This is a genomic window from Alcanivorax sp. 1008, assembly GCF_020667895.1.
In the GTDB taxonomy this organism is placed as follows: Bacteria; Pseudomonadota; Gammaproteobacteria; order Pseudomonadales; family Alcanivoracaceae; genus PGZG01.
The window spans coordinates 99,845-112,554 of sequence record NZ_JAFMPS010000002.1 but is presented as its reverse complement, the minus strand read 5'-3'; the positions used below and the strand labels follow the sequence as shown (position 1 = coordinate 112,554).

General features: G+C 52.9%; 11 protein-coding genes and 1 tRNA gene. 7 read left to right on the top strand and 5 right to left on the bottom strand.

Annotated elements, in window-relative coordinates; all coding sequences use genetic code 11:
• Positions 1 to 459 precede the first annotated feature (459 nt).
• From J1C54_RS03320 to J1C54_RS03300, 5 genes are all read left to right on the top strand, one after another.
• Positions 460 to 1,545 carry a hypothetical protein gene (locus J1C54_RS03320; protein WP_229144472.1) on the top strand — a complete coding sequence of 362 codons (1,086 nt, stop codon included), beginning with the start codon at positions 460 to 462 and terminating at the stop codon, positions 1,543 to 1,545.
• A 464-nt stretch (positions 1,546 to 2,009) separates the two neighbouring features.
• Positions 2,010 to 2,501 carry a helix-turn-helix domain-containing protein gene (locus tag J1C54_RS03315; protein WP_229144470.1) on the top strand — a complete coding sequence of 164 codons (492 nt, stop codon included), beginning with the start codon at positions 2,010 to 2,012 and terminating at the stop codon, positions 2,499 to 2,501.
• Positions 2,502 to 2,515: 14 nt separating this feature from the next.
• Positions 2,516 to 2,620 (top strand) — tRNA-OTHER (locus J1C54_RS03310).
• A gap of 345 nt (positions 2,621 to 2,965) precedes the next feature.
• The gene (locus J1C54_RS03305; RefSeq protein ID WP_229144468.1) at positions 2,966 to 3,244 is read left to right on the top strand and encodes a hypothetical protein; all 279 of its coding nucleotides are present in this window, start codon (positions 2,966 to 2,968) and stop codon (positions 3,242 to 3,244) included.
• A gap of 2 nt (positions 3,245 to 3,246) precedes the next feature.
• Positions 3,247 to 4,713 (top strand): DUF4041 domain-containing protein, encoded by a 1,467-nt coding sequence (locus tag J1C54_RS03300; RefSeq protein ID WP_229144466.1) that lies wholly within the window; start codon positions 3,247 to 3,249, stop codon positions 4,711 to 4,713.
• Between the two features lie 258 nt (positions 4,714 to 4,971).
• Here J1C54_RS03300 and J1C54_RS16690 read toward each other — a convergent pair whose 3' ends face one another.
• Together J1C54_RS16690 and J1C54_RS03290 are read right to left on the bottom strand one after the other, a co-directional pair.
• Positions 4,972 to 5,802 carry a hypothetical protein gene (locus tag J1C54_RS16690; protein WP_229144465.1) on the bottom strand — a complete coding sequence of 277 codons (831 nt, stop codon included), beginning with the start codon at positions 5,800 to 5,802 and terminating at the stop codon, positions 4,972 to 4,974.
• A 10-nt stretch (positions 5,803 to 5,812) separates the two neighbouring features.
• Positions 5,813 to 6,409 carry a 3'-5' exonuclease gene (locus J1C54_RS03290; RefSeq protein WP_229144463.1) on the bottom strand — a complete coding sequence of 199 codons (597 nt, stop codon included), beginning with the start codon at positions 6,407 to 6,409 and terminating at the stop codon, positions 5,813 to 5,815.
• A 58-nt stretch (positions 6,410 to 6,467) separates the two neighbouring features.
• On the opposite strand from J1C54_RS03290, the gene J1C54_RS16540 reads away from it, so the two are divergent.
• Complete coding sequence (locus tag J1C54_RS16540) at positions 6,468 to 6,602, top strand: hypothetical protein (protein ID WP_255612483.1); 135 nt, start codon at positions 6,468 to 6,470, stop codon at positions 6,600 to 6,602.
• A 297-nt stretch (positions 6,603 to 6,899) separates the two neighbouring features.
• Here J1C54_RS16540 and J1C54_RS03285 read toward each other — a convergent pair whose 3' ends face one another.
• Positions 6,900 to 7,508, bottom strand: a complete 609-nt coding sequence (locus J1C54_RS03285; RefSeq protein WP_229144462.1) for a hypothetical protein — start codon at positions 7,506 to 7,508, stop codon at positions 6,900 to 6,902.
• 47 nt (positions 7,509 to 7,555) lie between these two features.
• Positions 7,556 to 10,630 carry an N-6 DNA methylase gene (locus J1C54_RS03280; protein ID WP_229144461.1) on the bottom strand — a complete coding sequence of 1,025 codons (3,075 nt, stop codon included), beginning with the start codon at positions 10,628 to 10,630 and terminating at the stop codon, positions 7,556 to 7,558.
• Between the two features lie 118 nt (positions 10,631 to 10,748).
• Here J1C54_RS03280 and J1C54_RS03275 point away from each other — a divergent pair, with 118 nt between their 5' ends.
• Complete coding sequence (locus J1C54_RS03275; RefSeq protein ID WP_229144460.1) at positions 10,749 to 11,693, top strand: WYL domain-containing protein; 945 nt, start codon at positions 10,749 to 10,751, stop codon at positions 11,691 to 11,693.
• Here J1C54_RS03275 and J1C54_RS03270 read toward each other — a convergent pair whose 3' ends face one another.
• Positions 11,694 to 12,695 carry a hypothetical protein gene (locus tag J1C54_RS03270; protein ID WP_229144459.1) on the bottom strand — a complete coding sequence of 334 codons (1,002 nt, stop codon included), beginning with the start codon at positions 12,693 to 12,695 and terminating at the stop codon, positions 11,694 to 11,696.
• Positions 12,696 to 12,710 lie beyond the last annotated feature (15 nt).

Here is a 12,710-nt window from a genome sequence, read left to right as displayed (position 1 = left end):
CAGGTGGTCTGTATTTCCACTCGAAAGAGGGCTGCGGCTGCGGCCTTGGCCCTAGGAGCAGCGAGATATTTTGGCTGGAGGGGGAGACACCAGCGACACGAGCCCAAATTAGTCTGTTCGTCCTGCCTGATCGTATCTGTCGGTATTGAAAACGATGAGGATGTTGAGCTTACTGCCAATCCGGCATTCCAGCTGTAAGCGCATTTAGATAAGGCAGAAAATCGAACGCCTCGATGCCTTGAGTATCGAGGCGTTTATCTTTTGGGTCATCGGCTAAGTTGATTTCGGTAAAGTTGCGTGGTATTTAAGGACCATGCAAAAGCATTGGCATATCCGCCAGAGCTGCCACCGGCTCGAATCGATCGCGGCGTCCGCCGCGCCAAACATTTGTCGTGATCTCTTGCGCGAGTTCAGTGCGTAATCGGTGGCCAATAGTGAATTCGTGCATCGGAGAAAGCGATGAACAGCAATATATCGATTGCATTAGACATTGTTAATGATGTCATCCAGACCGCGAAAGGCACTATCTGCTTCAGCCGTGGACACTTGCAGGAATCAATTGCAAGCGGGTTTGGCTATAAATCATGGGCCTCATTTCGGGCTTCTGCGAAGCAAGAGGGATCATCGTCATCTTCCAAGGTCGTACCAGCCAAGCTCAGTCCGGAGATGGCCCGAGGACGAATGCGTGACCTATGCCCAAAAGATGCAGACTCTCTTCACGCGATACTCCTGGGCTGCAGCCTTTCCCTAGATGTCTGGAGCAGACCTCGTCAGCCAGAATTTCCTGGCAGGAGGATTTACGATATCCACGCATCCGTCCGGAACCATATCTGGGAGCTTGATGAGGTGTCGACCTTCGCACTCCCCATCTTTGGCAGTCCAAGAAAGAGTGAGCCTGGCGATGTCAACATGCTGGACGATAGATACATCGCAACGTCCTCAAGGTTCTATAGCCGCGCGAGCCTATCTGGATATTGGCTCGATTCCGACAATAATTACAGAGCGGGCGGCCTTGATTTCGATCGATACTTAGCGCCAGTAAAATCCTCGGGATTTGCAAGACTCAAGAACGGGGAGTGGAAGGGCGCATTATTTATTAACGAAGACGTCGAACAGAGGGAGACTGATGATCAAATCCTGAACAGGGTAAGGGGCGCGCTCTCGCGATCCATCCTTGCTGCATCCTCCCCCGGCGTACGCTGTCTTATTTATGCGCCAGATGGCTACGACTTTGGTGCATGGCGTGTATTGATGACTCTTGGAGTCAAGGCCTTGAAAGGGCCATGGAGTGAATCAAGTGGCGACATCCATTTTGACCTCCCGCAGTTAAAGAAAAGGATTTTCAGGCTCGAACAGCCGTTTCTGTGGCCATATCCAAGCTTTGCTCAAAGCGAGACAAAGATGCCTTTCGGAGGAAAGTTCGAGAAGGGGGTGTTCCATGCCCACCTATACACAAACGGCGTTCCTGAGGAAGCAAACACAACTAGGATTAATGACGTTCGTAATTGCCTCATTGACCAAGCTGAGTTGGTGCTAGGGATATAGAGAAGGACGTCCGGCATCGACGGTGGCTCAGGTTGGTTGGAGGGTAACAGACCCCACCGCCGGGCCGGACGATTTGTGGGATCGTAATAAAGTCGGTAACAACATAATAAAGTTGGTAACTCCGACGTCCCTCCTCCTTTACAAGTGGTCTGCATTTCTGCTCGAAAGGGAGCTGCGGCCTAGGACTAGCCAGATATTTTGGCTGGAGGGGGAGACACCAGCGACACGGGCCCAAATTAGTCTGTTCGTCCTGCCTTCCCTTCGTCTGATCACCCTTAGTCTGCTTAACACGTTATATCCTACTTTGGGAGACAACCCCGTCCTGGGGCCAGGGGACATCGGCGACCTTGCCTCAGGACATGAATGTCTCACCCCCCAAGACATGAGCGCCCTCCCTGTTAACTTGGAAAGCGTGAATAACATCCGCATTATGTCCCTTACACGATAGATGCGGAGGGTCGCACATGGTTGCCCAAAACAAACAAAGCACTGCCACTCTGAAAGAGAATGAGAAGAAATGGGGGAAGGATTTGATGGAAGCCGGCTGGACGGCTGTTCCTAGTATTGTTCTGGAGAAACAGGCAGCTCTAGGACTTGATTCAGTCGAGGTTAACATCTTGCTTCACCTAATGACTTATTGGTGGCATGCGGATAACAAGCCCTACCCCTCCAAGCGAGCTATTGCTGAGGCGATGAACTATACGCCCCGCCATATCCAAAGAAAGCTGGATGCTTTGGAAAAAGCAGGGTTCATTGAGCGGGAGAAGCGTTTTGATTCCGCCGGGGGCCAGCTCTCAAATCGGTACAGCTTTAACGGTCTGATTAAGGCGGTGCGACCTTATGCCGAGGAAAAGAACCAGCAGCGGGAGAAAAATCGCACAGAGGAAGTCGAGCGCCGCCGCCGGAAGGGGCGGCCAAAGCTGGCCGCCGTGAACGGCAAAATCGCCGACGATTAAGTTTTGATGGTTAGCGCGGCGTAGCTCAGTGGGATAGAGCGCCTTGCTTCGACATACCAGAGATCCGCAATCAAATGGTATGGGCAGGGGGGTCGCGGGTTCAAGTCCCGCCGCCGCAACCTCTACAATTAATTTGGCGCTGATGCGCCTAACGGGCCTCTCTGGCCCCGTAGGCATCGCCAGCAAAGCCGCCTTCATTTTGCTCTTCGCTCTCTGTATGCCTTCCCTAGCGCAGTCATGGGCTCCGCTGTAACATGCAAATGATGTCAGCGACACATGACAAAGTGGTTGGCAACTTAAGGCGCTCTTGCTGATCTGGAGTGGGCTTGGCATCGTCGGTGCCTTTTAGTTAGCAACTGATTTTTATTAGGCAATCATTAATTCGCAGATAAATAGACATTCCATGCGAGTTAATTTACCAGCTTATTTGGCTGCCGCTGCTTGGTAGCCAACAAGGAGGCAGTATGTCGTTTATGCGAGACATGAAGCGCGCTGCCCGCATAGCCAACAAGATCGACCGGTCCATCCAGCGCTCTCAGCGCGACGCGGAGCGCCGGCAGAAGGCCAGGGAGCGGGAACAACAGGCAGCGGAGCGCCGGGCCGCCCAGACTGCGCGTGCCCTGGAACGAGCAGCGAAACAGGCCATCAAGGATGAGCTCGCAGATGCCAGAGATGCCTATCAGGATCGGGTAGAGGAACGCCGGATCACCAAGGAAGAGATCATCAACGAGTACATGAGGTAACCATGTCCATCGAACTGATTACCGTACTGGCGGGCGTCTACTTCGTCTCGCTGGTGGCGGTGTATTTCATCGCCATGAAACTGGCGGACAAAAAATTCGAATACATCGAGTCCCTGAGCGACGCCTTGAAGAAGGCGAAGGCGGCCACGGGAGTAGCCCAGGCGGAGCTGAAATCCGTGCAGGCTGAAGTCCAGGTGGCAAAGGAAGAGCACAGCTTCCTTGATGCCTCAACAAAAGACCTGCAGGAGCTGCGCACTAACGCCCACGCCATCCGTGATCGGCTTACAAATGACAAGGCATCACTGGAGTCAGTGAAGAAAGAGCTCCACGACAAGGAGGTCGCCACCAGGGAACAGCAGGCCGCACTGAACAAGGTTCTGGGCCTGATCGACCTGTATTCCCGGGTTGACGAATATGTCTCCTATGGCCACTACGAGACCCCGGACTACCTGTTCGAGACCAGCGAGCGATTCGCGGCTGAGATCAAGGCTCTGCGGGAGAAGCAGAAGGCCATGATCAAGGACGGCTCGGCATTTGTGCAGGATGGGAATGTGCGCATCACCGGTGACGAGAGCATCGACAAGAAAATCATCGATGGTCAGATGAAGCTGCTAATGAGAGCGTTCAACATCGAGTGCGACGCGTTAATTGCCAAGGTGTCTCCCTCCAGCTTCAACCGCACTCTTGATCGTATTGAAAAGCTGGCCAATGATCTGGAGAAGTTGGTTGCCAGCCTGCGCTGCGGCATCAGCATCGATTATGTAGCGTCGAAATACGAAGAGTGCGGCGTGCAATATCAGTTCACTCTGAAGAAGAAGGATGAGCAGGATGAGCAGCGGCTCATTCGCGAGCAGATGCGTGAGGAGGCCAGGGCGGAGAAGGAGTACCAGAAAGCTCTGCAGGATGCCGAAAAGGAAGAGCAACTGTACGAATCCCTGTTGGCCAAGGCCCGCGAGGAGCTGGCAAGGGCGACGGCGGAGGAGCGTGCCGTGGCGGAAGCCAAGCTGGCGGAGCTGCAGGCGAAGCTCGAAGAAGCCGAAGCAAAGCGTGAGCGAGCCAAGAGCATGGCCGAACAAACCCGCCGCGGGCACGTGTACGTGATCAGCAATGTCGGCTCCTTCGGTGAGCACGTCTACAAGATCGGCCTGACGCGCAGACTGGATCCCATGGACCGGGTCAAGGAGCTGGGCGACGCGAGCGTACCGTTCAGTTTCGATGTTCATGCCATCATCTACGCCGATGATGCGCCGGCACTGGAAACGGCCCTGCACCGGGAGTTCAGTCACCGCCGGGTAAATGCCGTCAATCTTCGCAAGGAGTTCTTCCGAGTGCCGCTACCCCATATCCAGGAGGCCGTGGAGAAGCTCACCGAAGACGAGGCGGAATTCATCACCACTATCGCGGCCGAGGAATACTACGAGACCTTGCGACTGAAAGAACCTGAGGAAGTGGTCGGCGTCACAGGTTGAGTCTTGTTGCTGTCACCAACTAACAGCACAGCCATGCCCAACAGCAGCGTTATGGTCTGGCATGCTAGTAGGCGAGTTCATGTTGGAGGTTTGAGCTCTCCTGCTCAATAGGCCGAGTGTCGACATCTCCTACAACATGCGAATTAAGTCGGCCACCTGATAAAATAGGTGGTCGACTTGATGAGCTGCTTTCCAGCTGGCCGATCAGATTCAATGCAGTCCGGAGTCGTTGGCTGCAGGTTCAGATACTATGGATGTCTAGTTCGTCAGAGACAGCACCCCGGCAACAACGGACGGCCAATCTGGGTAGTCGTTGCTACCAAACTGGAGCACCGTTCCCCTGAAGCGCTCCTGTCCCTTTCCCTTGATATTATCGTCGATAAGAATGTCACCCTGGAACAGGCCTTTGTCCGCGCTGATATGGAGTCGCTTGACGAATCGATAGCCCAGATGCTGCTCGACCCATAGCCGCTTTTCGGTATAGCAATGCGGGTTGCGGGGAGAGGGTGCAGTTAAAATATGAACATCAAGGCCAGCCATGGCATCCAGCGCATGGACGGCTTCAATCGCGTCAGGCAAAGGTTCCAGATTCTGGAAGAAGCCGATCTTGGATTGTGGCCATCGGTTGTCAGGTTCCCGCTCTCGAGCCTTCAAAAACGCGCCACGGAAATCAGTCAGTACATCATCCATATCCACGAAGATGAGCAGCTTATCTCGGTTCCGGGGCCACCCCTCATCAGCCTCATGTGCGGCGCAAAGAGTCCGCCACCCCACCTCCCGAACACATCGCTTGGCCGGTGCGCCGCAGACTTCGCAGGTTCGCGAGGACAGTAATTCCGCCATGAGAACCATGCCCGATTGAAGCGAATCACACCCACCTGCGTAAAATCGAAGCCCGCCAAACTTTTCTTTCACCTGGACGGCCTGCACCTGTGGCATCCCGCTCTTGTCTGTCAGGTCTTGCAGACCTGCGCAAAGCGAGTCGATAAGGCAAAACCACCCATCATCAACCGCAAGTCCATTCGCTCGGCATTGTCCAAGAATTGTCGGGTACCGACTAAACAGCAGCTCATCTAATTCTTCTTTCACGTGCCCTCCTTCAGTGCCCGCTAGGATTCTGACTTTCAGTATTCAGCGCTCCAACCGCTGCGCGCAGCCGATCGTAGTCAATGAACGGCAGTAAGCGGGCAATGTTGCGCGCATCATCGATGCCGCGATGGTGTCTGCCCTCAAACTCCAGTTTGTGAAATGCCATCGCGGCGCGCAGGCCGGTACGACGATGGCCAGTGGATTTTTTCCAGGGTCTCTTCAGGTTCACATGCGGCATCTGAAGGAATGCGGCCTGGCTGGGATGGCTGTGCTCTATCGCAACAAACTGCCGGTAGTCGTAATTACCCCACGATCCCCAGATACCTGGTCTACTGTTGACCCACGCATCCAGCTGGCGCATTGCCTCCGTATAGACGGGCGCCGAGTCGACGTCTGACTGGGTGATACTGGTAAGCCGGGTGCAGAACTCACTCAGCAACGGTTCCCGAGTTGGCCGGACGAATGTGTCGAACTCGTCCAGCACCACGCCATCCGGGGTTGCCAGCACGCAGCCGATCTCAATGATTTCCATCTGGGCCACCGTGTATTTTGGCCGGTCATCCCAGCAAGTCGCTTCCAAATCAACAATAAAAAGAGGACGGGGCATACTGCCTCCTGCTTCTCTGGCCAAGCTGGCTAACCAGCCAATGAACATGATCGCGCCTATGACCGATATCAACGACGAGCATCACTGTGTCGGTGTCTGGCTCGCATATCTGGAAGGGCAGCTCGCCCATAAGCTCAAGGCGAATATCGATAGATACATGGGCTTGCATGACGTACGCTCGATTGGGATTTAAATCAGCCCTCCGCCAAACTGGCGAGAGCAACGGTGGCGGGCGCCACCAGCCTGGCGGAGCAGGCTTATATCGAGCGTGATATTCGGGGTGTCGGGTGGCGCAGTGATGTCACATGCCCACGCTGCTGCGAGCCGGCATTTGCAAACGCCGGCGGCCATGCCAGCACAAGATGGGAGATGGGGTGGGTCATGAGTATTTGCCGATCATTACGTTTTCGCACGATAGCGTAACTTCCTTTCTTTACGCAACATTTAGCATGCAAAAAAGTCGTAGCGAAGTGAGCCCAGCGCGATCTGGCTAGGTCGAGCAACGTAGGAAAATATGCCCAACAGTAATCGTTCCACCTTTTGGGGCCTTCTCGGGAGGACGATTATGCTCAGTATCGAAAGTTACTACGCTATCTACAATCTTCGATGGTTTAACAATATATTGTCCATGAACATCATGAACCATACGCAGGGCACGCTGCTGAGCAGAATTGCAAAGAGAGCGATAGAGGGCATCTATAGAATTTTCATCATCGGCCTTCATTATGCCAACCATAAAAGCGAGGGGCTCATCGATTGCATAGTTACCAGTGATAAATCGGCTTAGCCCATCTTTACCCAAGTAGGCGCTTCTGTTGTTGGTGATTTTCTTGAACTCGAATATCAAATTAAGGCGTTGAGCGGCCTGATTGGAAAGATAGACGATATCCTTTCGGATCCGTATAACCTTTCCTTCTTCGTCCAGCATCGGGTGCTGAGGCTCATTCTGCCAGAATCCGGTTAGACCTGCTGATTGTGAATTCATATACAATTCCATGTACAAAAGTTCTGTCAGCTTAGGCTCATGCTTTTTATAGAAGAACTCTGGATTTCGATGAGAACATCGATCCCACATGCTGGCGATAAAAGATACGGCCATCCGCGTTTCATCGGCCGGTATCAGTTCACTCCATGAATAGCGGGTCCTCACTGAGCGGCCTCCATGTCTCCCGATGCGGCTATCACACTCCGCACAACGCGCTCAGCATCCCGGTATGCCTCTGAGCTCATCCAGAGTCTGCGGATCAGAGGCTTTACCAGATACAGCGCATCGCCAGATCGAACGATTGTTTCAGGGATAAACTGAAGGTTATCGCCTAGATCCATAGGTAGTAGCTTGTTGGCAGATAACTTGGACAACAGTGCACTCAAGGCACGGTCATCCTTATTCAGTTGAAGCGCACCGCCAGAGGAAGCCTCTCGGGAAGCGGGCTGGATTTTCACCACTCCCAATGCTCCGGAGATGTCCTGCGTGTTGATAATGACGGACACATTGATAGTGCCGCGTCCGCCTCTCGCCTTCGACCAGTTCTGAATCTCCTCACGTAAAGCTCTTGTATACTTCTCAATCTGTACTTGTGGAGTCCGACCCTGAAGGGGGGTGTCCAGTCTGTCAATGGATCCTGGCTGAAGGTTTGGCGCGATATACTCAGAGACCTCCCTGATTCGAGACCTCTGCAAGCGACTTAGGGAGAAATAATCAAAAACAAGATCGTCAATAATCTTTGTATCCATGCCCTGACGTAGTATCTCTCTTGCTTTCTCCAGCGCTTGCATCTGAGTAGAGAGATCTTTGATTATTTTCCATGCCATCTCAGGGTTTGCATGTTGATCAGGATGAACGAATGGAAGGCCCTCAATGTCCTTGAGAGATACACGTTCGCGCTCAAAATTAACCTGATATGCCGTCATTAACAGAACATACTGCGCAAGGCTCGATTGCATATACGCTGCAACAAAGCGCATGACAGGCTCATCTTCCTCAGGCCCAGATAGCATGCCCACACTATGCTTAAAAGAGAAAGCCTCTTTCGAGAATACTGCCCGGATCTTGCGGTCACTTGTTATGCCATCTGTGAAAATGATCTTTGGTCCAGCGAAGGCCTGCAAAAGAGATTTTGGCAACCTTGTCACTGTTTTCATGAGAGGAGGGAAAGGCTCTAGTGCTGAGCGATCCAGAAGGGGGCCATCAACATGCAAGTTACGCGCATCAAGGAAAAGCATCTTGCGCAGTGGCTTAGAGGAAACAGGGTCAGAGATTGAGGCATCATGTGCATGAAACCCCTTTCGATTACTCCATGGGCCATTGCTGCCAATCAGGTCACCTAATTGGCCCTGTGCTCGCAGCGAGCTGATAGTCGCCATGTCCTGCATCGTTCCCCAAAACAGCGTTGTCAGGGATTCATTACGAAGTTGCAGGAACCGGGTCGCCAAGAGATGTCTATCGTGACTGTGCAGAGATAGTCGATTGAACGCCAAACTGATGTCTGCCTTGGGGACCCAGTACTCAAATGTCTCGTTGCCTGCCACACAGCCAATCATGTCTTGTGGCCTGGCTGTCCCAACGGCGATAAGACAGGGTTGCTTTGCCGTGCTGAACAGAAGTTTTCGGATATCCCCGAAATTAATTAACGTCTCTAGCTCATAGTGATCCAGCCAGGTACGTAAGAACTCCGAGCTGGTTGGGGCGGCCACTACACTTACCGGCAGGATCAGGCATGCGCGACCCTGCGGCTGCAGATAATCTCTGGCGCGCAACATGAATGCAGCAGCCATCTGCCGGCGCGGAATCTTGAAGCCCCTTTTCTTGGCCCAAGCATCGCTTGTAACGCTGGTTTTGCCTTTTGGCTCAACCCAGGGAGGGTTTGACAGAATGATGCTGAACTTCGTACCGGTCAGGTGCCCGTTCTTCTCGGAGAAGAAATCTCCCCGAGTCGCGCCACCAATAATGTTCCGCTTACTCAAGTTCGGCAGCTTTACCTGGTTGTCGTCCTGCAGCCGGGAGATATCGGATGGTTGCAAGCCTTCCAACAAGGAAAGATACAAACTGAAAGCCGTTACCCGGCAGGCAGACTCATTCAGATCCGAGCCAAAAATGTGCCCCTCAAGCAGGTCTCTACGCTCCTCAAACGATAGCGACCGGTCTTTGCCCCGTGCCTGTGCATAGGACAGCATGCGCCGATAAGCGGTGGTCAGCAGGATACCTGAGCCACAAGCACCATCGTATATGCGCTCTGAAAGAATGTTTGTTGATTTCTGGAATGCCAGATCTACCGCCAGGTTCGCCAAATGACGCGGGGTGTAGTAGGCGCCGGCATCGCGTTTATCGTCTGCAAGGAATGATTCATATATCCCGGACAGCAGCTCGACAGGGATGTACCGGAAGTCGTAATGCCAAAGGCTTTGCTGGCCGCCCTCAAGATCATCGCGGCATAGAAAACGATGCAGCAAAGCCAAGGCTTCATCGGATAGGGTTTTCCATAAGCCGGTACCCTCAGTTTCCGGCTCAAGCAACTCCCCGTTGAAATCCCCTTTCAATCTATTAATCAGTCGATAGATGCCTTTGCGGTCCCTGGCAGCTACTAAATATTCCAGACTGGAAAGGTTGTGCTTCTGGCGGTACCTATCGCCAACAATGCCACGATGCTCTAGGTAGGAGATGAACAGTACTTGCGCCATCAGGAACTGCGCGTCCACCTTGAGCAACCCGGATCCCTCAAGACTCCGAATCATATAATTCAGGTTCCGCAGGAGGTGCTGATCTACCCGGTCCTCAGGGACAAACCAGTCCTTGTGGCGCCGGAATAGCTCACCGGCCTGCACGCCCCGACAGGAATATGGGCCATGTGTGCCCCGGTCGGCCCAGGCAATGGTTTCGGGCTTCAGGTCTTTGCGACTGACAGGAACCAGGGTGGCTTGGGAAGGGCTGATCAGCAATAGCACCGAAATAAGGTTCTGATTCCAGATTTTCTCCCTTATGCGGTCCAGCGCATCCTGGCTCTCGGCCAAGGCGCCGTTGTCTTCAATAAAACAAACCGTGGGAACCCCTTCCACGTCAAAGACAGCCGTGGCTTTAATCGTGTTTTCGGGGTCTAGTAACTCACTGATTTCATTGCGATAGGCGTGGTTCGGCGGGATTGAATCCCCCCGGCAATGCAGCGCCTGCCGGGCGTTCGCATACCCCCAGCCATCAAGCCAACGCTGTGTGATTGAGCTCGCCACGAGTGCAATCCTTCCTTATCTATCCTTATGCAGACAAGGATAGTATCATGAGATTTACAGTAATCATATCCATTGTTGTAATGCAGACGAGCACACCACTCGTCATGATTGGTGACTAATGTCCACGACGACCATCAGCGCTACAGACCGCAAGCTGACGATGCGAGAGCGGCAATCATGGATTGCCAGCCTGAGCTACAGTCAGCAGCAACGATACCGTTTTCTGGAGTCACGGTTGCTCTGGGAGGGAGAGGTCAATCGCCGAGATATCTGTGACCAGTTTGGAGTCACACCGAACCACCTGACGCGGGAGATGCGGTCCTACAAGACACATTTTCCGAACAATCTTCGGTATGACGAGGTGAACCGCTCTTATAGACCTGGGGATCAGTTCACGCCCGTTTTCGCTTCTGGGGATGGGCAGGAATATCTAACCTTGTTGCTCGCACACGCTCAGAGCCCCTCCGATGGCCTGAAGGCGGAGCTCGGGTCTTTTGCTCCTTGCGATGTGTTACTGCCGCCTCAAAGCCATATAGACAACGCCATTCTTCGTGGCGTTTTACTGGCTATTCATCAGAAACGAGGATGCGAGATACGCTATCAGTCCTTCTCAACACCTCAAGCAGAGAACAGAACCATTTGGCCTCATGCCCTTGCATGGACAGGAGATCGGTGGCATGTGCGGGCATTCGATGGGCATCGCAGTATGCATATCGATTTGGCGCTTACCCGCATTCAGACGATAAAGCCATCCAACAAGGCTTGTCCTGAAGCCGGAGCGACAGATCATGCCTGGGAAATATTTGAGACTATCGAGATCATGCCAAGCCCTGATTTATCCGCCGGGCAGCAACGGGTCGTGACCCAAGAGTATGGAATGATAAAACGATCATATGGCTGGGTATGGGAGGTCTCCCTGCGGCGCTGCATGATTCCTTATTTCCTTTTCCGCTTTCGGCTGGATGATTGCCGAGGCAGTGAAAAGAGTGGAGGGGTTCCAGTTCAGCGAATTGTATTGCGAGACCCAAGGGTCCGAGAGCAATACGCCTTCAGGCGAGACTAGCTAGTCCTCATCGAAGTTCAAAACATCCTGAATGCTGTAAGGCTTTTCTGCCAACCCCAATCGCATAGCCGGTGTTTTTTTATCCTTTCCGGTAAGTATGTAATTGTGCGCCACGCGGAAAACGGAGACTATCTGCAATACCTTCTCGGGATTGTAAGGACTACCCCCTAACCATGTCCGCGCACTTGATGGTGAGTGGATCGGGCGCTCCAGCAATGACAAGCGGCGTCTGATTTTCATGAAGAATCGGTCGACACCATGCAGGCTTCCCCAGAGCATCATGTTTGCTATTTCCTGCGAAGACCAACACCCGCTATCGGTAAGATAACAGACACTTTTCACCGGTTCGGCCATATTGGGAAGTGGATGGCTTACCCAGCGCCTAGTTAAAATGGCTTCTTGCTTGCAAACTTTTTCGTACTCTTTCTCTACCATGCTACGAGCGAGCAGCCAGTCTGACTGATCGGGGGTTTCTCTCCTTAACTTTGCCAGCTGGCTCTCCCTTCTTGACAAACTCAGGCGCTTCTCATCAATAGTGATATCCTTGGCTGATTTCACTAGAAATGCATCAACCCTCCCATTCTTAATATCATCATGAAAGGCAGAAACGCATGCCGAGCGTATGCCCGCCTCATGATCCATATAAAAGACAATTCTTCTAGCTCCAGGAAGGAGTCTCTTCAGAAAATGAAAATGCGCGAACATTGTATAGTCACGCCTTACGCGCGCCCCCGTGGCCGGAAGTGCCATTGATGGTAGATTTTTCGCGATAACAATCTGATCTGGCTCTTGATCACTTGGCAACCAAAGTCTTGCGTACATACGAAATGGTTCGTATGTATCAAGATCGCCAATTTCTCGAGCATGTAGATCCACCTCAAAGATATCCAGAGACGGATCGTGGTCGAAGTGCATTCCGAAAACGTAGCCTGAATGGTTGTCGGCGCTCGCAACTCCGGTAATTCGGGCATTGCGGCGGTCCATGGCGCTGCCCCAGTTCATGCTATGTTCCTGTCG